This window comes from Rummeliibacillus sp. BSL5, assembly GCF_052928305.1.
Map to the genome: position 1 here is coordinate 1,888,940 of NZ_JAVGCV010000001.1, position 26,848 is coordinate 1,915,787.

Below are 26,848 nucleotides of genomic sequence, written 5' to 3' on the forward strand. Positions count from 1 at the left end.
TCATCAAACCCATTGGCGCGGTCTTGCCATAGGAGCTATCATTACAACCTTTGCCGCATTATACAATCGGCAACCCTTCCACTTCTTCTGTCGGTAATACAAAGCCCTGTGGTATGTTATTTTGAGTTGTTGCCCTCTGGTCTCCAGTTCCTTTTTGAGTATGTTCTTCGCGGTTCTTCAATGCGATAAAACGAACTTCATCCGCTACCACTTCTGTTAAATATACTCGCTTACCATCGTCACGGTCATAAGACCTTGATTGCAACCGGCCACCAACCCCAATTAATGAACCTTTTCCGCAATACTTGACAACATTCGCAGCGAGCTTGCCCCACACAACACAAGATACAAAGTCAGCTTCAACCTGACCATTCGCATTTTTGAACTTGCGATTTATCGCAATGGTAAAGCTTGTTGCCATCCTACCTTCCCCTAATCGCCGCAAGTCTGGATCTTTTGTTATCCTCCCCACAAGAGCAACTTGATTCACATCTTCACCTCCTCCCGCTTAAGTTATCCCTATCATACGGAGGTGGCTACGTTTTAGCAAAATAGCGAAAACAAAATTCAACCTATATTTTGATTCGATATTCAATTTTGTTTCTGGAGAAACGGAGCAGTATGCTGTTTTCCTCATGCAGGAAAATACGTAAAAATCTATTTTAGCTTTTTTTCATGTTATAATAATGTCATCTTCTCTAGACGTAAAGCTAGAGTAAAAATTCTCTGAATCATCAAACATAATTGACGTTGGTGTGTCATATACTATATCTTTTGAAAGATTGGCGGTGATTATTATAAAGACATTCAAAATGCTATCATTAGAGTTGTTAGAAGAAAATCAGTTCACGTCATACCCGCTCATAGACGGGATTATTATCAATCAAGAAAATAGCCATAAGTATTGGATTCTAGAGATGTATATGGATGCTCAGTATGCTGGCGATTTTGCTAAATATCTTGGGACAGATGACATCCTTGACGTCCGTGCAGTAATTTCTTATCCTGACAATGAACCTGCTTACTTCCGCGTTGTTGTCCATAACATTACGGAAATGCCCGATACTGGCCATGTATCTGTCTTGTTGAAAGGTACACTAAATTCAAACAGAAGGCAGTACGCTGAGCAGCTATTGCTTGAACTTGTAGAAGAAGGCTTAACGGGCAATGCATTGCTTGAACGGTTCAAGTCCGATTTACATAATCGAAAAAAATTAAAGTAAAAAATACGAAAAAGATGATCTCTTAACAGAAATCATCTTTTTCTTATGGGTGTTAACCCATACTATTTATTGTCATCCTTATCATGAGGCACATTATTGCCGTTTGTAGCTTCATCATCCGTTACCATATGATCATTAGGTGTAGGCTGGTTGCCAGGCAATACATCGTTTACTCCTTGTTCAACACCTTCAGTCACATCATTGACGCCTTCTTCAACGCCAGTCATGCCATTGTTCACGCCTTGCTCAATGTCAGTTGTTGTACTGCCGTTTTGAGCGCCGTTGTTTACACCGTCATTTGTAACACCGTCATCTGTATTGCCAGTGTTAACATCACGGTTGACGTCCTCCATTGGTGTTTCCGTACGTGTATCTTCTACTGCTTTTTTGTTATTGCACCCAACCAATAGAATGGCAGTACAAATTAAAACGCCTGCTGATTTTCTCCACATACTAAAATCCTCCTTCCAGCATATAATCTTAAACCACGACACGCTGTGTGCGATTCAAGAATAGTATGAACGGAAAGAGGAAAACTATCCTTACAACTAAAAAAACTTTTTAAAAGCAGGACTTTATTCTTTTGGAGCTGCAGGCCCAATTGCAAATAGGATATCCGCTTCGCTAGCAAGCTCTCCATCCACTGTTGCTTTTGCATGGCCTTTTCCCATTGTGCCGCGAATCCTTGTGAATTCTACTTCAATATGAAGCTGGTCACCAGGGACTACTTGTCGTTTAAAACGTGCGTTGTCTATACCTGTTAGGAAGGCTAGACGACCTTTAAAGTCATCTGAACTCAATAAGGCAACGCCGCCTACTTGTGCCATTGCTTCAATAATAAGTACGCCAGGCATTACAGGATAGCCTGGGAAATGCCCATTAAAGAAAGGCTCATTAATTGATACATTTTTAATGCCGACAGCACGTTTGCCTTCTTCTACTTCTGTAATCCGATCCACTAAAAGAAATGGATAGCGGTGCGGCAATATTTGTTGGATTTGTTCTGCAGTTAGCAATGCTCTTCCTCCTCTATAAATCAACTGCCTATTTGCCGTTCATAAGATCAAAGACATGTTCCCAAGTCTCCGGTTTAAAAACGCCAAATGGGTTGCCATCACCGATAACGCCATAGCCAATCATAGCTCCGGCGATGACTGCAATAGCTAGTAAAACAACAACAATTAGGATTCTGATGCCGATGGAAAAAATACCTCTAGTGACCCAGTTTCCGTCTCTTTCTCCAACACCTGCTTGCTTTTGCTGTTTCGCTTCTTTGCGAGTTTTAGCGGCACGAGTTGGATTTTCAGTTTTTTGTTCTGTTGTATTATTTGCCATTACAAAATTCTCCTCTACTTATCGAATCCCATTTACTAGCCCCATCATTTGATCAGCCATTGTAATGGTACGTGCGTTAAATTGGTATGAACGCTGAGTATTAATGAGATCGGACATCTCTTTCGAAATATCTACATTAGATGCTTCAAGGCCACCATTTTGCATGGCGATTTGGTTTCGGTTTCCGCCTTGCAAATTTTGAAGTACTGAAGCTTCTTGAACACCAAATTCACCGAAGTTCTCAGGCAAGCCGATATAAGTGCCTGAAATATGTTCCATTAGCTCCGGCTTTTGAATTTGAGTTACACCTAACTCTATTTTAACACTTCTATTATTATACTGAACATTTAAATTCCCGTCTGCTGTTACGCTGAATTCTTTTGCCCCGTTCGGCAATTGAATCGCATTTCCTCTAGAATCAGCAATTGGATAGCCATCGTTATTGACAAGCATCACATTCCCATTATCTGTTGGTGAGAGATAAAAATCTCCTTGTCTTGTGTAGACTGTTTTAGTAGTGTTGCCATCTGGCATCAAGACATTAAAATATTGTCTTTCTTTCGACAAGGAAAAATCAAGTGCTCGACCAGTTTGTTGAAATGTGCCGAGTTTCGAATTAATTTGCGCTTGCGCAAGACCTGCTCCGACTCCTATGCGGATACCGGGCTGTGATTGCCGTGGTGCTTTATCTTTATCATCATTATCGAACTGTTGGTATAGCAGTTCGCCAAATTTTGTTTCCTTCGCTTTAAAGCCATGCGTATTGCTGTTAGATATGTTGTTACTGATTGTATCCAACTGTTGCTGTAATTGCCCCATTGTATTGGCAGCAGACACCATTGTTCTGATCACTTAATATCCCTCCAAAGCCAATGCTTATACTTTGCCGATTTCATTGACTGCTTTATCCATGCTTCGGTCATATGCTTGAAGAATCTTTTGGTTTGCTTCAAATGCTCTATAGGCTGTCATCATATCCGTCATCGTGCGTGCTGAATCAACATTGGAGCGTTCAATATAGCCTTGTTTCGTTGAAAATTGTACACCGTTCACTGTATAAGCTGAAGGAAGATTATCACCATTATTTGTATAGTAAAGCCCTGCATCACGTTTTGCTAGTGTATCCGGTTCATCAGAATAGGCAACTCCGAGTTTAGCCACTCTTCGTCCTTGCTCATAAACATCCCCATTCTCACGAATTTGAAAGTCATCACTTTGTAAATTAATCTTTTGACCTTGATCTGAAAGGACAAATAAACCTTGTGAGTTTACTAGATTGCCAGCAGCATCAAGAGTAAAGCTGCCATTACGTGTATATGCCTCATTACCCGCTTCATTTTGCAAACGGTAAAATATCGCTCCCTTTGTGCCCGTTTCTTCGTTTACAGGGAGATTGCCGTCTACTAATGCTACATCGGTTGGCATATCTGTCGCGGTGATTTGGCCCTGCGTATAGTCAGGCAGCGTTTCTTGCATGTATGTGCCTGTACCGAGCGCGCCAATTTGTTTAACGGAACTGCCTTCATAGCCATTCTGGCGATTTGCAGGACCACTTTTTGTAATGGTTGACATCAGCATATCCGGAAACGCGCGGATAGTTGATTGATCTGCTTTAAACCCAGGTGTATTGGCATTGGCAATATTATTTGATAATAGTTCAGTGCGCCGCTGCTCTGCAATCATGCCGGTAGCGACCGTGTAAAATCCACGAAACATTTCATTCATCCTTCCAGCTGGAATGTATATAGTAATCGTTCATCAATGAGTATCGTAGTTGAATCTTTATATTATAAATTAAATTTACTTAGTATATTTTTATTGATTCTATCATTTTTTTATTTCGGCTAATTATTTCATACGTTTAGGTGTTCGGTCAATATTTTCTAATATTATTCCTGTACCTATCGCTACACAGTCCATAGGGTTTTCAGCAATAAAGACAGGTACTTTGATTTCTTCGGCCAATAAACGGTCTAAGCCGTGAAGTAGAGCTCCACCGCCCGTTACCATTACACCACGGTCTATAATGTCTGCTGAGAGCTCTGGAGGCGTTTTTTCGAGTACATTTTTGGCTGATTGTATGATAAGCGATACGGATTCTTGTAAAGCTTGTTCAATTTCATGCGAATGGACTTCTAAAGTTCTTGGCAGACCTGTTACCAAATCTCGGCCACGAATCTCCATGGATTCATTACGTCCTTCAGGATAGACTGTACCAATTGTGATTTTAATATTCTCCGCTGTTCTTTCACCAATCAGGAGTTTGTATTTTTTCTTGATATATTGGAAGATATCATGGTCAAACAAATCCCCGGCTACTTTGATAGATTCTGATGTTACGATGTCACCCATAGACAAGACTGCTACATCCGTAGTGCCTCCGCCTATATCAATAACCATATTGCCGCTTGGCTGAAAAATATCCATTCCTGCACCAATTGCTGAAACTTTTGGTTCTTCTTCTAAAAACACGTTGCGTCCACCAGATTTCTCTGCTGCTTCCCGAATCGCTTTTTGTTCAACACTTGTAATATTTGTAGGACAGCAAATAAGAATGCGAGGTTTAGACATAAATCCTTTGATATTCAGTTTATTGATAAAGTAGCGAAGCATAGACTCTGTCATATCAAAATCAGCAATGACACCATCTTTTAAAGGACGGATCGCCACAATATTTCCTGGCGTACGGCCGACCATCTTGCGTGCTTCTTCGCCAACGGCCAAGACTTCGTTTGTTTTTTGATCTAGAGCTACAACGGATGGTTCGTTCAAAACGATACCTTTCCCTTTTAAGTGAATTAGCACATTAGCCGTACCTAAATCGATTCCTATATCTCTCGAAAACATAATTTCACCTTTCCTAACTGTTCTTTCGCACGTTTATATATATATGTATCTAGAATATTTTAGCATAGCCTATACGCAATTACATCTATTATTTCTCCATATTATGGGCTTTTTGGCGGGTTTTCCACCTGTTCAAAATAAAAAAACACCCCCGCTAATCTTGTTGCGAAGGTGTCTTATTATCGGCATGGTGCGTCAACCATTTTTGCCGAGTTGCCTCTCCACCGCGTATATGACGGATGGATTTGTGGTAAGCTAAGATCTCGCTTACTTCTTTCGCTAATTCTTCATTCACCAGCATCAATCTTTCTGTAAGATCCTTATGAATGGTACTTTTGGAGTAACCAGTCTTTTGTGCTAAGGCTCTTACGGTTTGCTTAGTTTCCTTCAGCATAAAACCGAGTTTTAAACAGCGGTTGCGAATATGTTCGTGCACATTCTCTTCCTTTCCACAATGTACGAACGTTTCTTTACCATATGTTTAAAATCGTATGCTTAGAACTTGGGTGAATTGAATTTTCTAAAAAGCAAGTAAACTTGTTGGGTTGATGTGCTTGCCTTCTTGCATTACTTCAAAGTATAAATGATTTCCTGCAGCTGGGTTATATTGATTATCAGTTGTTTTACCGATAACTTGTCCTTGATCCACTTTATCGCCTTTTTTAACAGCGATATCTGAGACAGAGCTATAAACAGTTGTCATGCCATTCGAATGTGAAATCGTGATTTCATTCCCGATAAATGGATCACTCTTCACTTCTTCTACTTTACCGCTTAATGCTGCTAATACATCAAAGCTTTCACCGTTGACAGCAATAGAGATGCCATCGCTTGTCGTAAATGTTTGGTTAAAGACAAGCAATGCGCCTGCTCTTGATTCTTCATTTGCTTCTACATCGTAATAGTCCTGTACAACTTTAGCGTCTTTTAAAAGTGCTTCTTTAAATGGATACTGCAAAGATTCCGTTTGTGCATTTGTTTCGACAGTTGGTGACTTTGCACCATTTGTTGCTGTTAACTTGCTGCCTGTCAATGGTTTTGAAGAATTGGTTAATGCTGAGTAGCCCCAAACACCGGCAACAAGCAATACTGCAAAGCTTGCATAAATAACTGGCCAGAACCAGCGTTGTTTTGTTACATTTTTCTTTTGTGGAGTAGGTTTTTTATTTTCCTCTCTCATGTTCATCACCTCATTTGCTATTCTTGTCAATAGCTTGAGAGTTTAAACATAGAGAAGAAGATTTTTTTAATTTTTCTATTTTTACGTGTTGATAGAAATGATGCAATATTTCGCTCGAGCTCGCCCCCTTTTCTGCAAGAGCTTTTGCTCCGTATTGGCTCATTCCTACACCATGTCCATATCCTGTTGTTTGAACTTTGACCTTTTTCGTGTCAGTATCCCAAGCAACTGTGAAATCAGATGAAGCAAGCTGCAATTTTTCTCTCACTTCTCTGCCTGTCCATTTTTTTGTACCTGAAGCTATATACTTCACTCTGCCTGAAGAATTCCGTGCAATCTTTATATTGTAGATTTGAGATTTGGTCCACTGTTGATTGAACGCGTTATTCCATTGCATCAGTGTGAATGTATAGTTGGTGTGAAAACGCGGTGATTCTTTTTCGCTTGTTGGCACAGTTACGGACTGCAGATAGGGAACCACTTGTCCACTGTAGCTTTTGGCGCTCTCCGTTTGCCCATTACTAGTCGAGAAAAACATAGCTGTAATAAGATCCTTTTTATAAGTAAGTACTTGTCCCTTTGTTGCTTGTACAGCTTTGCGGATCTTTTTCTCATTCTTTTGGTAATTGGCACCCCAATCTTTTTTGCGCTGTGAAGGACTCGCATAAGCCTGGGCAGATACAGTCGGTTCAATTTTACTTTTGCCGAAGCTTGTTCGTTTTAAAGCAAATGTCCTTGAAGCAATGGCCTGAGCCTTTAAAGCTTCCAAATCAAAAGAAGCGGGCATTTCTGCCGCCACAACTCCCACTATATATTCTTCTAGTGGGTACGTCTCCTTTTGGCCCACTATTTGAATAGTAATCGGGCAGCTTCCATCTTTTTCTTTCACAGCATCTTGTCCACTTTTTAAGGGCCGTGCGACGTGTGTTTGTACTGGTACTTTCTCCTTGGCTTTTTGTTTGATCACAATAGTTGGCAGCAAAAACAATGCGACGATTGAAATGAGGATATATAGGTGTATTTTTTTCATGGTGAATTATATGTATGGTTTCTATTGATTATGCATAAAGAGGGGTTAAGCGTTTGTTTGTGCTTGGGCAGCTTGATTGGTTGGGAATTTCTATTCTTCATTTTGGGACACCCAGCCGATTCTTATTCGACCCAATAGATGTTTTCACGGACACATAGAAATTTCTCCAAAATAAAAAAACTCAGTGCATACAATACATGCAATGAGTTTTTTTCGTTTTTTATGAATTAACTTGCAATTCTTTGGCAAAGACTTCTTCTGTAGAGATACGTTCGATATCAGCACCTAGAGCCGCTAATTTTGTATGGAAATTAACATATCCTCTGTCCAGGTGTTTCAGTTCTGACACGCGTGTAATGCCTTCAGCTACTAAGCCAGCTAGGATTAATGCTGCAGCTGCGCGCAAATCTGTCGCTGCTACTTCTGCACCTTGCAATTTGCAAGGTCCATCAATCATAACAGAGCGGCCATCGATTTTAGCATTCGCGTTCATACGACGGAATTCTTCTACATGCATGAAACGATTTTCAAAAACAGTTTCTGTAATAACACTTGCACCTTCTGCAACAAGCATTAATGACATAAGCTGTGATTGCATATCAGTAGGGAATCCTGGATGTGGCATTGTTTTCACATCAACTGCTTTTAATGGATGTGTTGCACGGACGCGCAAGCCTTCTCCTTCTTCCTCGATTTCGACGCCCATTTCCACCATTTTAGAAATTAAGGCTGTCATATGCTCTGGTACTGCATTTTCAATGTGTACATCTCCGCCAGTAATTGCAGCTGCAACCATGAATGTGCCTGCTTCAATTCGGTCAGGAATAATAGAATGTATTGTACCATATAATGTTTCAACACCTTCGATACGGATTGTATCCGTACCAGCGCCGACTACTTTACCGCCCATTTCATTGATGAAATTCGCTAAATCGACAATTTCCGGCTCTTTTGCAGCATTTTCGATAATTGTCGTACCATCTGCTAGCGCTGCAGCTGTCAAGATGTTCTCTGTCGCTCCAACACTTGGGAAATCCAAGTAAATTTTAGCGCCTTTTAATCGGCCTTCTGTGTGTGCTTCTACATAGCCATGGCCAGTAGAAATTTTAGCTCCCATTAGTTCAAAGCCTTTTAAATGCTGATCAATTGGGCGAGAGCCGATTGCACAGCCACCAGGCATTGCTACGCGCGCATAGCCATTGCGGGCAAGAAGCGGACCCATCACCAAAATAGACGCACGCATTTTGCGTACAAACTCAAATTGAGCTTCAGATGATAATTGTGCCGAAGCATCAATTTCAACAATATTTTCCTCACTTGAGAAAGATAATTGAACATTTAAGCTTTTTAGTACTTCATCTATTGTATAAACATCGGCCAAGTTCGGCACGTTTTTAATTATATTTTTTCCTTCAGATGCTAATAACGATGCTGCTAGAACTGGTAGAACAGCGTTTTTTGCTCCTTCTACTTTTACTTTCCCGCTTAACACCTTACCGCCTTTTACAACAATTTTCTCCACAATATGTCCCTCCGAACTTATTCTAAATATCCATATTTATGTTTCAGTCCATCAAATTCATCCATTTTTTAAATCATCATTGTAAATAATTAGTAACAAAGCAAATTACATAATACAGCTTTTTCTGGATAAAGACAAGCACCGTTTACACTATTTTAGCAGTCTACGAATAAATAACTATAGTATTCCTATATTACGTAAAATACTTTGGAAGTGTGTAAAGATTTTCTAAAATTCTGCACCCAACTTAGGTACCCGTCATTTTCTTGGATAAAACAACTTACGACAATTTATTTCCCAGGCAATGTTACGCTTTATGCAAAAGAAATAATGTATGATGCATCAAATTTGTATAAGTGCATACATCTATTATAATACATCATCCGGATTGAATGTTTGTATAATCAGTTTGTGCCATTATTTCTTTTGCATACAGAATAGCTTTAATTAAATAAATATGGCAATTGTTTAGACCATGCTGCAATCGCAAGAAAGAAATTTGACACAGTTGCACCAATGGCAATGCTCAATAAAATAAAAACAAGCTGTATTTGGAATACATGATTTTTTTTAAAGATATTCTCCACCCTAAAGGCTTGCAATGCATAAAAGGTAATAGCAATAAAGAAAATATGTGAACATATGCTAATTAGTGCATTTTGGCCAACCATTGTTGTGATTGTGTTCATAACATCCCTCCTTAATACTTGTAAAAAAGCGAGCAGAATATCCTGCTCGCTTAAAAAGTTAATTTTATCCGGCTTAAAGGGCAGTAAGACTTTCCATCATCAAAAAGTTCAGATGGAGATCGCTGTCTCTAAAAACCCGAATAGAATACTTACTATCAGCAAGGAATGAAGAAAACCCAGCCAATTGAAGTTTCACTTTATTACTTAGATGTTACCCTCTTTAACGTTGATACGATTCATCGCGCGTTTTAGAGATAATTCCGCACGTTTGAAATCAATGTCATCTTGCTTGCTTTGAAGTCGGCTTTCAGCACGTTTTACAGCTTCCTTCGCACGTGCTATATCAATTTGATCAGCAACTTCTGCAGAAGGTGTTAGGATTGTCACTTTATCAGGACGAATCTCAACAAAGCCACCGCTTACTGCTACAACATCCATACTGTTGTCTTTTTTAAGTCGAACAGCACTAACTGCTAAAGGAGCTACTGTTGGAATATGTCCAGGCAGTATACCCATTTCACCAGTTACAGTCTTCACAATAACCATGCTTACTTCTGAATCGTATACTGGGCCGTCAGGAGTGACAATGTTGACTACAGTTGTCTTCATATTTTTTCCTCCAAGTCCCTAGTATTAAAGTTCTACGCCCATATCTTTTGCTTTCGCAACTACTTCTTCGATTGGACCTACAAGTCGGAATGCATCTTCTGGTAATTTATCGTACTTGCCATCTAGAATTTCTCTGAATCCGCGTACAGTATCTTTTACATGTACGTAAGATCCTTTTTGGCCAGTGAATTGTTCTGCCACGTGGAAGTTTTGTGATAAGAAGAATTGAATTCGGCGTGCGCGGCCAACAATCAATTTATCCTCATCAGACAACTCGTCCATACCAAGGATTGCGATGATATCTTGCAATTCGTTGTAGCGTTGTAATGTTGATTGTACTTGACGAGCTACATCATAGTGTTCTTTCCCTACGATTTCAGGAGAAAGCGCACGTGATGTTGACGCAAGTGGGTCAACCGCTGGGTAGATACCCATTTCAGATAATTTACGTTCAAGGTTTGTTGTTGCATCTAAGTGAGCGAATGTTGTAGCAGGAGCCGGGTCAGTATAGTCATCGGCTGGTACATATACAGCTTGGATAGATGTTACAGAACCTTTATTTGTAGATGTGATACGTTCTTGCAAACGACCCATTTCAGTCGCAAGAGTTGGTTGGTAACCTACTGCAGATGGCATACGGCCTAAAAGCGCAGATACTTCAGAACCCGCTTGAGTGAAACGGAAGATATTATCGATGAATAGTAGAACGTCTTGTCCCATTTCATCACGGAAGTATTCAGCCATTGTAAGACCAGTCAAAGCTACACGCATACGTGCACCAGGTGGCTCATTCATTTGTCCGAATACCATTGCTGTTTTCTTGATAACGCCAGAATCGCTCATTTCGTAGTAAAGGTCGTTACCTTCACGAGTACGTTCACCTACACCAGAGAATACGGAGATACCACCGTGTCCTTGTGCGATGTTGTTGATTAATTCTTGGATTAGTACAGTTTTGCCTACACCGGCACCACCGAATAGGCCGACTTTACCACCTTTGATATAAGGAGCTAATAAGTCAACTACTTTAATACCTGTTTCAAGTACTTCAACATTTGTTGAAAGTTCTTCGAATGTAGGTGCTTCGCGGTGGATTGGGTCACGGCGAACATCTGCTGTGATTGGTGCGTCTAAGTCAATTGTTTCACCTAATACGTTGAATACACGACCTAGTGTTGCTTCACCAACTGGTACTGAAATAGCAGCACCTTTGTCAGTTACGGCTGCGCCACGTTGCAAGCCATCTGTAGATGACATTGCAATTGTACGAACAGCGTTGTCACCTAAGTGAAGAGCTACTTCCAGTGTAAGCGTTACAGCTTCTTCATTTGGACGTTTGATTTCTACAGTTAGCGCATTGTTTATTTCTGGCAATGTGTTGTTGTCGAATTGAACATCGACAACTGGACCCATTACTTGAAGAACGTGTCCTGTGTTCATACTTGTATTCCCTCCTATCGAACTATTACAGCAGTGGGGAAGCTCGCCTATTCTAAGGCTGCAGCTCCGCCAACGATTTCTGTAATTTCTTGTGTAATCGCCGCTTGACGTGCACGGTTATACAATATTGTTAAGTCATTGATTAATTCATGAGCGTTATCTGTAGCACTCTTCATTGCTGTCATACGTGCAGCATGTTCACTCGCTTTACCGTCTAGCAACGCGCCGTAAATCAAGCTTTCTGCATATTGAGGCAGCAATACTTCTAGAATCGCTTCGCCTGATGGCTCGAATTCGTAGCTTGCCCCTGTAGCGCTTGACGGAGTTATATCCGTAATTGGCAATACTTTTTTCTCCGTAGGTTCGTTGGCAATTGCACTGATAAAGTGACTGTAATACATATAAAGTTCATCATATGTACCGTCTGTGAACATACCAACAGCTTTACGAGCAATTTGTTTAATATCCGCAAATGAAGGTTGATCGGGTAAACCGATTTCTTCTCCTACGACAGTGAAGCCTTGTTTACTAAAGAAATCACGAACAACACGGCCCACAGCAAAGATCACGACGTTTTCTTTTGTATGGTTATGACGGTTCATTGCGTCTAGTGCAGTACGAATAACATTCGAATTGTATGCACCCGCAAGACCACGGTCTGAAGCCATAATCAAGTAAGCCGTTTTCTTCACCGGACGAGAGACTAACATAGGATGTGAGCCATCTGGTGTGCCTGCTGCAATCGCTGCAACAACATCTTGTATTTTATTCATATATGGAACATATGCTTTAGCATTCGCTTCGGCACGCGCCATTTTAGAAGAAGACACAAGCTGCATGGCATTTGTGATTTTACTTGTACTCGTTGTAGATTTAATGCGTTGTTTTACTTCGCGTAATGATGCCACTGGTATTTCACCACCTTACCGTTTTATTTTATCAATCCGCATCAAAAAATCTTACTCAGCTGAAGGAGCGAAAGTTTTCTTGAATGCATTAAGAGTTGATGCCATATCTTCGTCAGATGGCAGGCCTTTTGTTGTGCGAATTTGATTTAAAACGCCGGCGCCTTTTTCGTCATTCGCATCTAACCATGCATATAGTTCTTGTTCAAAACGAACAATATCTTGCACAGGGATATCATCTAAGAATCCTTTAGTTAATGCGTAAAGAATAACTACTTGTTTTTCAACTTTGATTGGTTTATTTAGATCTTGTTTCAGTACTTCTACTGTACGTTGACCACGTTCAAGTTTAGCTTTTGTAGCCGCATCAAGGTCTGAACCGAATTGAGCGAATGATTCAAGCTCACGGTATGCCGCTAAGTCAAGACGTAGCGTACCTGCAACTTTTTTCATCGCTTTAATTTGAGCAGAACCACCAACACGAGATACAGAAAGACCTGCGTTGATCGCTGGGCGTACACCAGAGTTGAACAAGTCTGATTGTAAGAAGATTTGTCCATCAGTGATAGAAATTACGTTTGTTGGAATGTATGCACCGATATCGCCTGCTTGTGTTTCAACGAATGGAAGCGCAGTGATTGAACCGCCGCCGTAAGATTCGTTTAATTTCGCAGCACGTTCAAGTAAACGACTGTGTAAGTAGAATACGTCACCAGGGTAAGCTTCACGACCTGGAGGACGGCGCAATAGTAATGAAAGTTCACGATAAGCTGCTGCTTGTTTAGACAGATCATCATAAACGATAAGTACGTCTTTACCTTGGAGCATTAACTCTTCACCCATTGATACACCAGCATAAGGAGCTAGGTATAAAAGTGGAGCTGGAGATGATGCAGAAGCAGTGATAACGATTGTGTAATCTAAAGCTCCGTTTTTGCGCAATGTTTCAACAACGCTACGTACTGTAGATTCTTTTTGGCCGATTGCCACATAGATACAAGTCATGTTTTGGTCAGCTTGGTTTAAGATCGTATCGATCGCAACAGATGTTTTACCTGTTTGGCGGTCACCGATGATTAACTCACGTTGGCCACGACCGATTGGAACTAAAGCGTCAATCGCTTTAATACCAGTTTGTAGTGGTTCATCAACTGATTTACGTGCCATTACGCCGAAAGCAGGGCTTTCGATTGGACGAGTTTTTGTTGTATGAATTGGACCTAGTCCATCCACTGGTAAACCTAATGCGTTTACTACACGGCCAATTAGTTCTTCACCAACTGGCACTTCCATAATACGACCTGTACGACGTACTTCATCGCCTTCTTTGATGCCTTTAGCTGGTCCTAGAATAACAATACCGACATTATTTTCTTCTAAGTTTTGTGCCATACCAAGAACACCTGTTGAGAATTCTAATAATTCTCCAGCCATGACGTTGTCTAGGCCGTGAGCACGAGCGATACCGTCACCAACAGTGATGATAGTACCCACTTCGCTAACTTGCATTTCAGATTGGTAATTTTCCATCTGTTTTTTTATAAGTCCACTGATTTCTTCAGCTTTGATGCCCACGTTTGTCACCTCTTTAATGTTTATTGGATTAACCGATCAATTTACGTTGTAAGCCTGTAAGCTTTGTTGAAACAGAATTATCGTAAATCTGGTTTCCGATTTGAACTCGAATGCCACCAATTAAGCCTGGCTCGATTTCGTTTGTAATATGGAGCGCACTTTTTCCTACCAATCCTGCGAATGTGGCAGAAATGCGTTTCTTTTCTTGTTCTGTAAGCGGACGAGTCGAGAAGACAATCGCATCTGCAATGCCTTGTGCAGCATTCGCTTGTTCAATAAATGCATCAATTACATTGACCACTTCATGAATGCGTTTTTTATCAACTAACAATTTAAGCGCATTCACAATAATTGGCTGTACAGAAGCAAAAAGTTCAGAAAGGATTGCTTTCTTCTTCTCATCGCCAATACGTGGTGAATCTAGCAATTGGAAAAGCTCGCCGTTCTCTTTGAAGGCAATCTTCACTTCACGTAAGTCTTCTGTTACTTCTTTCAGCAATTTATGTTCCACAGCTAATTGAAATAAGGCTTTTGCATATCGAGTGCTAGCAGTCGATTGGCTCATCGATTTTCCCCTGCCTTCGCAATCGTTTCTTCGATTAGTGAACGATTATCTTCTTCGGATACTTCTTTATTAAGCACTTTTGAAGCTGCAAGAACAGAAAGCGAAACCACTTCTTCGCGCAATGCGGCAATGGCTTTTTCTTTTTCTGTTTCGATATCACGTTTAGCAGATTCTTGTAAACGCACAGCTTCATTGCGAGCTGCTGAAACAATCTCTTCTTTTTGAAGATCTGCTTGTTTCTTCGCATTTTCAACAATCGCTTGTGCTTCTACACGCGCTTCTTTAAGAAGGCTACGTTGTTCTTCCAGTAATTGTTTCGTTTCTTGGCGGCTTTTTTCAGCTGCCTCTAAATCACCCGCAACTTGCTCTTCACGTTGTTGCATAATGCCCATCAAAGGACCCCATGCAAACTTTTTCAGAAGAAGCATTAGGACGATAAAGACTACTAATGTTGCAAGAATATCTCCCCAGTTTACGCCTGGATGAGCTGCTTCACCTAGTAATAGATAGTCTAAAAACACGATTGTTTCACTCCCTTCAAGAGCCTAGAGTTCATATCATTTATGATTGAATCTTTGTATAAGATACACATTCTTGAGTCATTTTCCCTTAAGACATAAAGGAATGGCGAAGGATTCAATAAATGGAATTTTCTTCGCCATTTGATAAAACAGTTAAAGACGATTATTTGTTCATTACGATAAATGCGATAACTACCGCGATGATTGGAAGGGCTTCGACTAATGCTACCCCGATGAACATTGTTGTTTGAAGAACGCCACGAGCTTCTGGTTGACGAGCGATTCCTTCTACTGTTCTTGAAACGATTAAACCGTTACCGATACCTGCGCCAAGTGCACCTAAACCAACTGCGATTGCTGCTGCTAATAAACCCATTGTTAATTTTCCTCCTTGGAAATTGTTTGTATTTTTGTGGTTGTCAGCTGCCTAGCAAATGCCAGACAAATTTATACTTAATGGTCTTCGCTCACTTTGTGAGACATATAAACCATTGTTAACATAACGAAAATAAATGCTTGGATTGAACCGATAAACACGGAGAATCCTTGCCATACTAATGTTGGGATGGCTGCTGCTGCAAAGCCCCAACCTGACCACATAGTAGCCAGTCCTGCAAGCAATCCTAGTAGAATTTCACCTGCATAGATGTTACCATAGAGCCGTAGACCCAACGTTAACGTATTCGCAAACTCTTCAATAATTTTCAAAGGGAATAAGAATAACATTGGTTTTGTGAATGTCCCGATATAATTACTCATACCGCGCATTTTCACGCCGTAGTAGTTTGATAATACGAGGATCATTACTGCTAGAGTCATTGTAATAGTAGGATCTGCTGTTGGTGATTTCCACCATAAGTATCCATTGACTTTCACTGAGAATGGAAGACCTAACATGTTAGCAACAAAAATGAACATAATCAGCGTGATGCCCAATACATGGAACCTTCCGCCAGTTTTCCAGTCCATATTACTGTTGATAATATTTTTCACAAAATCCATAACCCATTCCATAAAGTTTTGCATGCCTGTCGGCTTTAACTTTAGGCTTCTTGTAGAAATGAAAGCGATTAGAAAAACAATTAAAGCTGTGACAAGCAAAACTAATAAGTTTGCCGGGTTAAAATCTAATCCCCATAATTCAAAATGCGGATTGTTGTGTTCCACTTTGTATTCACCTCACTTTCAACTGTGCTTATTGGTTTTTTACATGAAATACGATCCTGTCTACTAAAAGCAGAACGTACGGAATCATTAGCCCAATGACAACGCTTACTAAGTGAAAATATGTGGGCCACGTAAGTGCGACTGCTGCCGCTGCGAAACCAGAGGCAAAACGTAAGCCGGAACCTAAACCAGGAGCCCTTTTCTCTTCACTCAACGCACGGTCAAATTTTTCCATTCTTCGGACTAGAATCCAAAAGTTATAATGACCAAAAAGCACGCCTACTATGAGACCAGCGAATACTGTTTTAAAAGATGTGAAGCCCCAGCCTAGCGCACAAAATGCGAGCAAAAAAAATAACATTTTCTTTTGCCGTGCAAAAATCTGATGCATTTCAAGCATTGGTCTTTAATCTCCTGAATCTTATTTTCGAATGATGGAAGTAATAGCTGACCACCGAATAGATGCCAGTTAAGTAGTAAAATACTACTAGCGACTCAATAGACAAAATATCACTATTCACAAAAAGTAAATATGATAAATAGACCAGAGGAAACCGCTTTACTTTTGACATCGACTAGACGTACAAAAACCGCTAAAATTCTGCAGTAAACCTATTTTCACTGCACATTTAGTAGAAACTTGGTATCAAAAGATTTTCAAAGAGTTTTTTCTATGAAACCCTTATCATTCTTACCCTTTGTAAGCATACAATAGTGAATATTTCATGTCAATTGGTTATTGAGAAAATCTTCACAAGATGCCTAATTTGTCAAATAGTAGACAAATATTTAAGCATTATTATCCTTTTACTATTTTTGGTTGAATGGTAGATTTAATTCCATCCTCGAAACATAGTTATAAACACTCTTACAAGAAACCATAATAATATATTAAAAAAATGATATAAATAAGAAAAACACCTTATAAACTCTAAAAAGTTTATAAGGTGTTCTGGAAATTATCATTCATTCATTCAAAAGCAAATTGATAAACCAATTTTTGTTAATATCAACTAGCAATTTTCATTTTTTCTTGATAATAGAAAAAATACTTTATTTTGTTGTTAAATAATCGTATAAAAATTCAACTATTCTTTCAGAAGCATGTCCATCCCCGTATGGATTAGCAGCATGTGCCATGCCATTATATGCCTCTTCATTTGTCAATAATTCACTTGCTAACCGATAAATAGTTTCTTCATTTGTTCCGGCTAGCTTCAATGTCCCTGCTTGAATTCCCTCTGGACGCTCTGTTGTATCACGCAGGACAAGGACTGGCTTCCCAAGCGACGGCGCTTCTTCCTGGACGCCGCCAGAATCAGTTAAAATCATATAAGATCTTTTAGCAAAGTTATGGAAATCAAATACTTCTAAAGGCTCAATCAAATGAACTCTTGATTCTTCTCCAAGTATTTCATTCGCAATTTCTCGTACAGCTGGGTTCATATGAATCGGATAAACAATTTGAAGATTATTAAATTCATCAATTAATCGTTTAACAGCTTTGAATATATGACGCATCGGTTCCCCAAGATTTTCTCTGCGATGGGCTGTCAGCAGAATCATGCGATCTTTACCGATTTTTTCTAAAATAGGATGTGTGTAATTGTCTTTAATGGTTGTTTGCAGCGCATCAATCGCCGTATTGCCTGTAACAACAATTGCTTGTTCGTTTTTATTTTCGCTCAACAAATTTTGCTTTGCTTGTTCAGTTGGCGCAAAATGAATGTCAGCCATAATCCCTGTCAACTGGCGATTCATTTCTTCCGGGAACGGAGAATATTTATTGCCAGTTCTAAGGCCCGCTTCGACATGTCCGATGGCAATCTGGTTATAGAAGGCTGCAAGACTTGCGATAAATGTAGTTGTCGTATCCCCATGTACAAGAATAATGTCAGGAGTTACTTCCTTCAAAACTGCATCTAAACCTGCCAATCCCCTTGTTGTCACATCAACAAGGGTTTGGCGTTCTATCATAATGTTCAAATCATAATCTGGGGTGATTTGAAATGTTTCCAGCACTTGGTCGAGCATTTCTCTATGCTGCGCAGTTACGGTCACAATCGTTTCGAACTTGTCTGGATGCTTTTTCAATTCCAATACAAGGGGCGCCATTTTTATTGCTTCTGGTCTTGTCCCAAATACCGTCATTACTTTCCATTTTTTAGACAATCAAAACACTCCTTGCGAAATCATTATTTTGTGCCGAATAAACGGTCTCCAGCATCGCCAAGACCTGGAACAATATAACCATGGTCATTTAGTTTTTCATCTAATGCCGCGATATAAATGTCAATTTCCGGGTGATGCTCATGAATAGCTTCTACACCTTCTGGAGCAGCGATCAAGCACATAAATTTAATATTTTTAGCGCCACGTTTTTTTAGTGAATCGATTGCTTCGATCGCAGATCCACCTGTTGCTAGCATTGGGTCCACAATAATAAATTCACGTTCTTCAATATCCGCTGGGAATTTTGCATAGTATTCAACAGGCTTTAGTGTTTCTGGATCGCGGTAAAGACCGATATGCGCAACCTTTGCAGCTGGAATTAATTTTAACATCCCATCTACCATACCTAAGCCTGCACGAAGTATAGGTACAATTGCCATTTTCTTACCGGATAAAACTTGTGTAGTTGTTTTAGTAACTGGTGTATCGATTTCGATATCTTCTGTTGGCATATCACGTGTAATTTCAAAAGCCATCAGTGTAGCCACTTCATCTACTAGTTCACGAAACTCTTTTGTACCTGTGTTCTTATCACGAATGTATGTTAGCTTATGTTGAATTAATGGATGGTCAAATACGTATACTTTTCCCAAGGTGTTCTCTCCCTACTTATATATATTTATCTTGCTTTTGCACACAACTAATCACCCTAAAATAAACTCAGAAGAGAATGCTTTTAGGAGAATTCTTACTGCGTGTGAAAGCCCGATCGCAACTGCCAATCTGCAGAAATGTAATTCTACACTGTTGGTAGTTTCAGTTTATCCTGCTTATTATAACAGAAATAGCAGGTTCTTATGTAATTCGTTTATATTTTTTATTAACTTTATATTCTCATTGCCCACAAAATGGGGCTCACTTAATGTTATGACGTTACAACATGACTTTTGGATGCATAAATTCTAAACAAATTTTTAAAAAACTATTTGAATAAATAATATTGATCAAATAAAAAGCTGCTTTCACTAATAGTGAGAGCAGCTTTTGTATGAGTCCCGGATTTACGGGCTGATTATTTAGAGTAGATTGGGTGTTTGTCTGTTAGTTCTTTTACGCGTTTAATGGCATCTTCTTTCACAGCTTCGTCTTCTGGATTTTTCAATACCGCTGCAATAATAGAAGCAACTTCTTTCATATCCTCTTCTTTGAAACCGCGAGAAGTAATTGCTGGTGTTCCTACGCGTACGCCAGATGTAACAAATGGGCTTTCTGGATCGAATGGAATTGTATTTTTATTGGCAGTAATATGAACATCATCCAATAATTTCTCAGCTACCTTACCAGTAAGACCTAAAGAACGCACATCTAAAAGCAATAGATGGTTGTCTGTGCCACCGGAAACGATATTGATGCCTTCTGCTGTAAGAGCTTCACCGAAAACTTTTGCATTTTTTACAACTTGTTGGATGTATTCTTTGTATTCTGGTTGTTGCGCTTCACCGAATGCTACAGCTTTTGCTGCAATCACATGCATTAGAGGGCCACCTTGGATACCAGGGAAGATGGATTTATCGATTTTTTTACCCCATTCTTCTTTGCAAAGAATTAAACCGCCGCGTGGTCCACGCAATGTTTTGTGTGTTGTAGAAGTAACAAAGTCTGCATATGGCACTGGATTTGGATGTGCTCCAGCTGCAACAAGACCTGCAATATGAGCCATGTCCACCATGAAATAAGCGCCTACTTCATCGGCAATTTCACGGAATTTAGCAAAGTCGATTTCACGTGGGTAAGCTGATGCACCCGCTACGATTAATTTCGGTTTATGTTCTAGTGCTTTTTGGCGAACATCTTCATAATCAATCACATGTGTATCTTCTGTCACACCATATTCTACGAAATTGTATTGGATGCCTGAGAAGTTTACTGGGCTACCATGCGTTAAATGGCCACCGTGAGATAAATTCATCCCTAAAACTGTATCTCCTTGCTCCAAGATTGTGAAGTATACAGCCATATTTGCTTGTGCACCTGAGTGTGGTTGTACATTGGCATATTCCGCACCGAAAATTTCTTTTAAACGATCGCGTGCAATATTTTCAACAACATCGACATATTCACAACCGCCATAATAGCGTTTGCCAGGATAGCCTTCTGCATATTTATTTGTTAGAACTGAGCCTTGTGCCTCTAAGACAGCTTCTGAAACAATATTTTCAGATGCAATCAATTCGATATTTGATTGTTGACGCGCGAATTCTTTTTCCATCGCTTCAAATACTGCTTTGTCTTGTGATGCAATCTTTGATTTTTCTTGTGCTGCAAGATTTCCCATAACCCTTTTCCCCCTGTTTTATGAAAATTTAATTATATATAGCACGCTCGCCGCCAATTAATTTAGGGCGAGTCGTTGCAACTGTCACTACCGCATCTCCAATATGTGTAATGGAAGTACGAAGTGGAACTGCTACTCTTTTCAAATGCATGCCAATTAATGTTTGGCCCATGTCAATACCTGCATGTGCAAGAACTTCTTCCACCACAACCGGATCTTTCATCTGGCGATATGCATAGGCTGACATGGATCCGCCAGCCTTTTGAGCAGGAACAACTGATACAGGCTCAAGCCCGTATTTTTCTGCCGCTTCCCTTTCGATGGTGATGGCACGATTGATATGTTCGCATCCTTGGAATGCTAAATAAAGACCATGTTTTTCGGAAAATGCGCGTAATGGCTTATAAAGTGCTTCCGCAATCTCTAAGCCTCCAGCTGTACCGATTTTTTGCCCTTTAATTTCCGATGTTGAACAACCTATAACCAACAGTTGACCTTCACGAAAATGGACTTGTTGTTCAAATTCGGCTAACAGCGTTTGTAGCTGATCTTCGATTTGTTGTAAGTTCATCGCTTAAGCCTCTCATCTGTTGTTTAGTTTTTTGCTTCTACTGTAGAGATTTTTTCAATACGGCGTTCATGACGTCCACCTTCGAAATCAGTCAATAACCATGTTTTCGCGATTTCGCGTGCAAGCCCAGGGCCAATCACTCTTTCACCCATAGCCAAAACATTGGAATCATTATGACAACGAGTTGCTTTAGCACTGAACACGTCATGTACAAGCGCACAGCGAATACCTTTTACTTTATTAGCTGTAATCGACATGCCAATGCCAGTACCGCAAATGAGGATGCCTCGGTCAAATTTGCCGCTTGCAACTCCTTCTGCAACTGGTAAAGCATAGTCCGGATAATCCACCGAACCTTCATCTTTTGGGCCAAAATCCTCGTAGTCCATCTCTAATTCTTCTAATAGATTAACGATCTCTTTGCGTAAATTGTTACCGCCGTGATCTGATGATATTGCGATTTTCAAAAGAAGTCCCCTCTTTTCATTATGCTATTCATCTCGTATGTACGAGAATATATTCATTACTATGCTCGTTAAAATTAAAACGGTTTATCTAATCTTCAGCCGTTACTAGCTGAAGGAAGTTTCACTTTTAGTTTACCATTTATTTTAGTATAAAGACATATTTTTCACTCAATTTAGAGGGGGGTGATACGTTTAGGATCCATGTTTATTTTAGACATAAAAAAAGGCGGAGAAAGTTTATTTCCCCGCGTACAGATTATCGTTCGAATTGTTGGATCATTTGATATAGATCTTCTGATTGTTTTTTTAGCATATGTGACAGTTGGTCGATTTGTTCAATAGAGCGTACTTGCTCGTCCGTAGCACTTTGGACTTCAACTGCCCCTGCTGACGTTTGCTCAGCAATGGCTGCTACTTCTTGTGATTGATGAGCCGTTTTTTCGATGTTGTTTAATTGCTTGCTAACGAATTCAGAGATTTCTACTATTGAAGCAGCCATATCGCCAACTCTCGTTGACATGCCATCTACTGCAGATGTGGTTTCTGAAATTCGAGCGACTTCACCTTCTGCAATGCTCACTTGCTCGGTCATCTTACCAACGACAGTTTGTACATCCAGTTGGATGGTTTGGATAAGCTGAGTAATCCCTTTGACCGCTTCGGCACTTTCATCCGCCAACTTACGAACCTCTTCAGCTACAACAGCAAAGCCTTTGCCATGCTCTCCAGCTCTTGCCGCTTCAATAGAAGCATTCAGAGCCAACAAATTCGTTTGTTCTGCAATATCACCGACAAGCTGAATAATTTGCTCTACCTTCAAAGCATTTTGCTCTAATTGATGGATATCCTGTAACGCCAAAGAATTCCCTGAAGCAATTTTTTGGATACCTTCTACCAAATCATTGATAGCATCAGTCGTATGCTTTAATTCCCCCATCATTTGAGTAGATTGATTGGATGAAGTCAAGGCACGTTGATTTACCTCTTCAGCTAATAAACGAACATCTTCTAAGGCTTCCGCTGTCTCTTGAATAGCAATGGCAGAACCTGTTGCTCCTTCAGAAATTTGTGAAATCGTTTCTGCGATTGATTCTGTCTGTCTTGTAGCACGCTCTGTTTCTTCCGATAAGTCTAAAACAGTTGCATTGGTAGTTTGGAAGTTTTGGTTTATGCTTGTTACCATTTGACGAAGACTCACAAGCATTGTTTGGAATGCCTCTGACAGCGAACGGATCTCATCTGAACTTCTTGGCATATCAATATCTTTGCCAATTTTCCCCTCAGCTGCTTCTATTGCAACATTCTCTAGCTTTTGCAATGGTTTCACTAATAGGGAGCTAAAAATGCCAGCCAAAATACCAGACCAAATAATACCTAAAACATATGTAATGAGTTGAAACACCGATTGTTTAACATTCGGGAAAAATTGCGGTTGCACATATTCAATAAAGATAAAACTAATGCTGTAGGTGACAATTGCTAGAATGGTGACGAATAAAATGAGTTTCTTTTTTAGCCCAAAAGAATGCTGCACACTTTTTTTTGCCATGGGTTATTCCTCCAGTAGTTTCTTTTCAAGTACGTCAATTAAGTTGTTCAGTTCTTCAAATGTTGTTAAATACGTATCCAGGTCTCCACCAAATGGATCGATGACATCTTCATCTCTATCTAAAACATATTCTTTTAGTGTGAAGGTCTTATCCGCCATTTGAGGATATACTTGTAATAATGCTTCTTTATGCCCGCATGTCATGGTCAAAATCAAATGTGAACTTTGTAGTTCCTCAATATTTACCGGCTGCGAAATATGATCATGGTCTATGTGATGCTTTTGTAAAGCAGCCTGTGCATTTGCAGACATCGGCTGTCCCGATATTGCATAGATCCCCGCTGATTTAACTTCTACTCCCGGTAAGTTTCTTGATTTTAAAATAGCTGCTGCCATAGGGCTTCTACAAGTATTTCCTGTACAAATAAAGTAAATTCTCATCGTGCACTCTTACCCTTCATTATATAGTATAACGCTGACGAAATGTTCAAATTTTTTATAAATTTAATGAAAAAATACCCATCAAAAGTAATGCAGCACCTGCAATCATCTGAAGATATATACCTAAAGCTACTGGAATTTTCTTATTTAAAGTTAAAGCGATAAAGGAAAATAGGAAGGCAAAAATCCCCATACTGCATATAAGCAGTGTCTCCCTTAATTGAAGCATACCAAAAGATATGCTCACTGAAAAGGTATCAAGACTCGTTGTAATTGCCAGTATGACGACCGGAATCGTTGCTGGCCTTTGATCTTTAGCTGCTAGTAATAGTTGTACACCAATTAAACTTAATAATATACCCGAAATATTTTGGGCTAGGCTCGATATATAGGATGCAAGCCATTCACCTACATGGAAACCGATTAAAGGAAACAACATGTGAAGGGCACCTGTCCATAGAGATAACCAAAAGCGATATTTTACATTTGGCAATAGCAAATAAATTGTCAACACATCTATTGCTGTAAATATAGCCGCAAGTGTTTCTGCCAAAACAGCACTCCCTTCTCTACCACAATCTTTTATATCCTATGAAACGAAGTTCTTCTTCATTCCAGATTGAGGATGGGAGAAAAAGGGGTACTAATTTTTCAAAATAAAAATGCTTCCTATATAATAAGAAGCATTTTTTATTTTACTGATTTAACGAGCAGTAAAACCTCAAGGCACGAGGAAAACTCTCTACGAAAAAAACTTAGTTATCATTAATCATTTGGTTTAAAAGTAGTGAAACCAACTACGCTTTTCGCGGGCGAGTGTATAGCCTCATCTCTGCGCTGTGAGATCCCGTCCGTATCGCTATCCCGCAGGAGTCTCTGTTTTTTCCACTACAATTCATTTTTAGTTTCAAATGATTATAATTAATTCTTACTTAATCTTTCAGTGCGTTCGAAAAATCTGAATACCATTTGCCACCTGCTGATTTTTCCAAGCGATTCATAATCGCTGCGCCTACACCTTCTGTTGAAGTAGCAGTAGCTAGCACTATCTGTGCATCTGTGGAATCACAAGCGCGCAGGGCATGAAAAAGATGTGACGCCATTTCATCCTGTGTGTTGCCTATTGAAAAGAACCAATCAGGTGATAACTCTTTGAAGGATGGCGGTGCAATCAATGCTACCTTATAATCCTTCGCTTGCAAATATTGAATCGCCTCTTGGACAATCTGTTTGTTTCTTTCAATTAAGTATACGGGTGCATTCGGAGCATAATGGGTATATTTCATTCCCGGTGCTTTCGGGGCGCCTTGTTCCTGCTCTATATGCGTAGGCTGGTCAACTGGCCCTATCACTTCTTCTAGCATCTCTTTCGTAATCGCACCCGGACGCAAGATTACCGGTATTTCCTTTGTTAGATCAAGGACAGTTGATTCAACACCGACACCTGTCGCCCCACCATCTAAGATTAAAGGAATTTTTCCGGCTAAGTCTTGTTCCACATGAATAGCTTCCGTTGGGCTTGGTTTGCCGCTTCGATTTGCGCTTGGTGCTGCTACCGGCATACCTAAAGCTTGCAATAATTTTAACGCTACTGGGTGACTCGGCATCCGAATACCGACAGTATCTAGGCCTGCTGTTACGCTTTTCGCAAAGACATTTGGCTTTGCTTTAAAAATCATGGTTAATGGTCCTGGCCAAAATGCATCCATACACTTCACCGCTTTTTCGGAAATGGTATCCACATATTTACTAAGCTCTTCCTTCGTGCCGATGTGAACAATTAGCGGATTATCAGATGGCCTTCCTTTAGCACTGTATATTTTTTTGACTGCTGCTTCATTTGTAGCGACAGCTCCAAGTCCATAGACTGTCTCTGTTGGCAACGCTACAATCTCGCCTTCAGCTAACAAATTCACAGCTTGTGTATAACTTTTTTCAGATTCCACATTGTTATCCACAACAAGCCGTTGCGTTTCCATTCGATTACCTCCCTATAAACCTTATTTTTCAGAAAGTTATACACAATTTGTTGATAACATTCTCTGAAATGTGGACAAGTTTGCACAATTTTGTGATTAACTCTCATCCTAAAATATTTTTTTGAACCATTCAACGATGAAAAACTTTGGTTTTTCCTCTTCTTTTTCTTTTTTCTCTTCTTTTACTTCTTTATCTTTATAGCAAACCTTTGGAAATAAACCACACCACCAATTGTCGCCTTTCCCTGCGCCGATGGTGACAACAACTGCCTTATAGACATCCTGTGCATACATTTTGTAATCATTACGTTTTGGCGGAAATAAAGCATTCGTTGTTTGGACATTGATTTCGCCCGACTCAATCTTTGGTGCCAGCGTTCTTTTGATTTCACTTTCAATTGTGGATAAGTTCACGGAGCCTGAGCTATTGGCCATCTCTTTTTCTATAATCGGTTTTATATTTTCTAAGATCTGCTTTTTATAAAGTTGGTCTGCTTGCGAGTTGCTATTAGCAATAAGGCGGAATCTCGGCTGTGCCAAATCCGCGCTATATTGTTGTGTAGCAACACTTTGAAAAATAAGAAGCAGTAATTGGATAAGTAATAAAGATGTTATAAATAATAAAAGTGTCGCCACTTGTGATTGTTTTTTTGGTTGTTTAATAGATTCATAAGACACGATTTCAGGTTGTTTGATTGTATAGTAATCTTCTAGCATATTGTATCC

Annotated in this window: 32 protein-coding genes; 1 reads left to right on the forward strand and 31 read right to left on the reverse strand. The window is 39.8% G+C overall.

Annotated features, from left to right (window positions below):
• Positions 1–58: 58 nt before the first annotated feature.
• Complete coding sequence (locus tag RCJ93_RS09325) at positions 59–490, reverse strand: single-stranded DNA-binding protein (RefSeq protein WP_150283473.1); 432 nt, start codon at positions 488–490, stop codon at positions 59–61.
• A gap of 298 nt (positions 491–788) precedes the next feature.
• Here RCJ93_RS09325 and RCJ93_RS09330 point away from each other — a divergent pair, with 298 nt between their 5' ends.
• The gene (locus RCJ93_RS09330; RefSeq protein ID WP_335340637.1) at positions 789–1,223 is read left to right on the forward strand and encodes a YwpF family protein; all 435 of its coding nucleotides are present in this window, start codon (positions 789–791) and stop codon (positions 1,221–1,223) included.
• 62 nt (positions 1,224–1,285) lie between these two features.
• Here the strand turns inward: RCJ93_RS09330 and RCJ93_RS09335 are convergent, their stop codons facing one another.
• The 30 genes from RCJ93_RS09335 to RCJ93_RS09480 form a co-directional block, all read right to left on the reverse strand.
• Complete coding sequence (locus RCJ93_RS09335; RefSeq protein ID WP_150283472.1) at positions 1,286–1,675, reverse strand: hypothetical protein; 390 nt, start codon at positions 1,673–1,675, stop codon at positions 1,286–1,288.
• A gap of 123 nt (positions 1,676–1,798) precedes the next feature.
• Entirely contained in the window at positions 1,799–2,239 is a 441-nt protein-coding gene (fabZ, locus tag RCJ93_RS09340; protein ID WP_066791762.1) for a 3-hydroxyacyl-ACP dehydratase FabZ, read from the reverse strand.
• 28 nt (positions 2,240–2,267) lie between these two features.
• A complete protein-coding gene (locus tag RCJ93_RS09345) occupies positions 2,268–2,558 on the reverse strand; it encodes a DNA-directed RNA polymerase subunit beta (RefSeq protein ID WP_150283471.1) in 291 nt (96 codons plus the stop codon).
• An 18-nt stretch (positions 2,559–2,576) separates the two neighbouring features.
• Positions 2,577–3,410, reverse strand: coding sequence for a flagellar hook-basal body protein (locus RCJ93_RS09350; protein WP_150283470.1), 834 nt, complete (start codon positions 3,408–3,410; stop codon positions 2,577–2,579).
• 24 nt (positions 3,411–3,434) lie between these two features.
• Positions 3,435–4,274 carry a flagellar hook-basal body protein gene (locus RCJ93_RS09355; RefSeq protein ID WP_066791759.1) on the reverse strand — a complete coding sequence of 280 codons (840 nt, stop codon included), beginning with the start codon at positions 4,272–4,274 and terminating at the stop codon, positions 3,435–3,437.
• Between the two features lie 132 nt (positions 4,275–4,406).
• Positions 4,407–5,405, reverse strand: coding sequence for a rod shape-determining protein (mreB, locus tag RCJ93_RS09360; RefSeq protein WP_150283469.1), 999 nt, complete (start codon positions 5,403–5,405; stop codon positions 4,407–4,409).
• A gap of 154 nt (positions 5,406–5,559) precedes the next feature.
• On the reverse strand, positions 5,560–5,841 hold the full coding sequence (locus RCJ93_RS09365; RefSeq protein WP_066791757.1) for a sporulation transcriptional regulator SpoIIID: 282 nt from the start codon (positions 5,839–5,841) through the stop codon (positions 5,560–5,562).
• 84 nt (positions 5,842–5,925) lie between these two features.
• Positions 5,926–6,585, reverse strand: coding sequence for a M23 family metallopeptidase (locus RCJ93_RS09370; protein ID WP_150283468.1), 660 nt, complete (start codon positions 6,583–6,585; stop codon positions 5,926–5,928).
• A 10-nt stretch (positions 6,586–6,595) separates the two neighbouring features.
• Entirely contained in the window at positions 6,596–7,615 is a 1,020-nt protein-coding gene (gene spoIID, locus RCJ93_RS09375; RefSeq protein ID WP_150283467.1) for a stage II sporulation protein D, read from the reverse strand.
• A gap of 220 nt (positions 7,616–7,835) precedes the next feature.
• On the reverse strand, positions 7,836–9,137 hold the full coding sequence (gene murA / locus RCJ93_RS09380; RefSeq protein WP_147195397.1) for a UDP-N-acetylglucosamine 1-carboxyvinyltransferase: 1,302 nt from the start codon (positions 9,135–9,137) through the stop codon (positions 7,836–7,838).
• 443 nt (positions 9,138–9,580) lie between these two features.
• The gene (locus RCJ93_RS09385; RefSeq protein WP_066791753.1) at positions 9,581–9,826 is read right to left on the reverse strand and encodes a DUF1146 family protein; all 246 of its coding nucleotides are present in this window, start codon (positions 9,824–9,826) and stop codon (positions 9,581–9,583) included.
• A gap of 204 nt (positions 9,827–10,030) precedes the next feature.
• Positions 10,031–10,435, reverse strand: coding sequence for a F0F1 ATP synthase subunit epsilon (locus RCJ93_RS09390; RefSeq protein ID WP_066791752.1), 405 nt, complete (start codon positions 10,433–10,435; stop codon positions 10,031–10,033).
• Between the two features lie 24 nt (positions 10,436–10,459).
• Positions 10,460–11,875: a F0F1 ATP synthase subunit beta gene (gene atpD / locus RCJ93_RS09395; RefSeq protein ID WP_066791751.1), complete on the reverse strand. Its 1,416-nt coding sequence runs from the start codon at positions 11,873–11,875 to the stop codon at positions 10,460–10,462.
• A 47-nt stretch (positions 11,876–11,922) separates the two neighbouring features.
• Positions 11,923–12,783: an ATP synthase F1 subunit gamma gene (atpG, locus tag RCJ93_RS09400; RefSeq protein ID WP_150283466.1), complete on the reverse strand. Its 861-nt coding sequence runs from the start codon at positions 12,781–12,783 to the stop codon at positions 11,923–11,925.
• A gap of 51 nt (positions 12,784–12,834) precedes the next feature.
• Positions 12,835–14,355: a F0F1 ATP synthase subunit alpha gene (gene atpA, locus RCJ93_RS09405; RefSeq protein WP_066791749.1), complete on the reverse strand. Its 1,521-nt coding sequence runs from the start codon at positions 14,353–14,355 to the stop codon at positions 12,835–12,837.
• A 28-nt stretch (positions 14,356–14,383) separates the two neighbouring features.
• Positions 14,384–14,920, reverse strand: a complete 537-nt coding sequence (locus RCJ93_RS09410) for a F0F1 ATP synthase subunit delta (protein ID WP_150283465.1) — start codon at positions 14,918–14,920, stop codon at positions 14,384–14,386.
• Positions 14,917–15,441 (reverse strand): F0F1 ATP synthase subunit B, encoded by a 525-nt coding sequence (gene atpF, locus RCJ93_RS09415; protein WP_147195405.1) that lies wholly within the window; start codon positions 15,439–15,441, stop codon positions 14,917–14,919. The genes RCJ93_RS09410 and atpF overlap by 4 nt, the downstream gene beginning before the upstream one ends.
• 163 nt (positions 15,442–15,604) lie before the next feature.
• The gene (gene atpE / locus RCJ93_RS09420) at positions 15,605–15,817 is read right to left on the reverse strand and encodes a F0F1 ATP synthase subunit C (RefSeq protein ID WP_066791746.1); all 213 of its coding nucleotides are present in this window, start codon (positions 15,815–15,817) and stop codon (positions 15,605–15,607) included.
• 77 nt (positions 15,818–15,894) lie between these two features.
• Complete coding sequence (gene atpB / locus RCJ93_RS09425; RefSeq protein ID WP_150283464.1) at positions 15,895–16,608, reverse strand: F0F1 ATP synthase subunit A; 714 nt, start codon at positions 16,606–16,608, stop codon at positions 15,895–15,897.
• A gap of 28 nt (positions 16,609–16,636) precedes the next feature.
• Entirely contained in the window at positions 16,637–17,008 is a 372-nt protein-coding gene (locus RCJ93_RS09430) for an ATP synthase subunit I (protein WP_066791744.1), read from the reverse strand.
• A gap of 653 nt (positions 17,009–17,661) precedes the next feature.
• Positions 17,662–18,780 carry a non-hydrolyzing UDP-N-acetylglucosamine 2-epimerase gene (wecB, locus tag RCJ93_RS09435; protein ID WP_150283463.1) on the reverse strand — a complete coding sequence of 373 codons (1,119 nt, stop codon included), beginning with the start codon at positions 18,778–18,780 and terminating at the stop codon, positions 17,662–17,664.
• A gap of 23 nt (positions 18,781–18,803) precedes the next feature.
• Positions 18,804–19,433 carry a uracil phosphoribosyltransferase gene (gene upp / locus RCJ93_RS09440; protein ID WP_066791742.1) on the reverse strand — a complete coding sequence of 210 codons (630 nt, stop codon included), beginning with the start codon at positions 19,431–19,433 and terminating at the stop codon, positions 18,804–18,806.
• A gap of 419 nt (positions 19,434–19,852) precedes the next feature.
• On the reverse strand, positions 19,853–21,115 hold the full coding sequence (gene glyA / locus RCJ93_RS09445; RefSeq protein ID WP_150283462.1) for a serine hydroxymethyltransferase: 1,263 nt from the start codon (positions 21,113–21,115) through the stop codon (positions 19,853–19,855).
• Between the two features lie 28 nt (positions 21,116–21,143).
• Positions 21,144–21,686: a TIGR01440 family protein gene (locus RCJ93_RS09450; RefSeq protein WP_150283461.1), complete on the reverse strand. Its 543-nt coding sequence runs from the start codon at positions 21,684–21,686 to the stop codon at positions 21,144–21,146.
• 23 nt (positions 21,687–21,709) lie between these two features.
• On the reverse strand, positions 21,710–22,153 hold the full coding sequence (gene rpiB, locus RCJ93_RS09455; RefSeq protein ID WP_446738905.1) for a ribose 5-phosphate isomerase B: 444 nt from the start codon (positions 22,151–22,153) through the stop codon (positions 21,710–21,712).
• A 256-nt stretch (positions 22,154–22,409) separates the two neighbouring features.
• A complete protein-coding gene (locus tag RCJ93_RS09460; RefSeq protein WP_150283459.1) occupies positions 22,410–23,702 on the reverse strand; it encodes a methyl-accepting chemotaxis protein in 1,293 nt (430 codons plus the stop codon).
• 3 nt (positions 23,703–23,705) lie between these two features.
• The gene (locus tag RCJ93_RS09465; protein ID WP_066791737.1) at positions 23,706–24,143 is read right to left on the reverse strand and encodes a low molecular weight protein arginine phosphatase; all 438 of its coding nucleotides are present in this window, start codon (positions 24,141–24,143) and stop codon (positions 23,706–23,708) included.
• 55 nt (positions 24,144–24,198) lie between these two features.
• Positions 24,199–24,696, reverse strand: coding sequence for a manganese efflux pump (locus RCJ93_RS09470; RefSeq protein WP_150283458.1), 498 nt, complete (start codon positions 24,694–24,696; stop codon positions 24,199–24,201).
• 379 nt (positions 24,697–25,075) lie between these two features.
• Entirely contained in the window at positions 25,076–26,122 is a 1,047-nt protein-coding gene (locus tag RCJ93_RS09475; RefSeq protein WP_446738906.1) for an L-threonylcarbamoyladenylate synthase, read from the reverse strand.
• Between the two features lie 108 nt (positions 26,123–26,230).
• The gene (locus RCJ93_RS09480) at positions 26,231–26,839 is read right to left on the reverse strand and encodes a stage II sporulation protein R (protein ID WP_446738907.1); all 609 of its coding nucleotides are present in this window, start codon (positions 26,837–26,839) and stop codon (positions 26,231–26,233) included.
• Positions 26,840–26,848 lie beyond the last annotated feature (9 nt).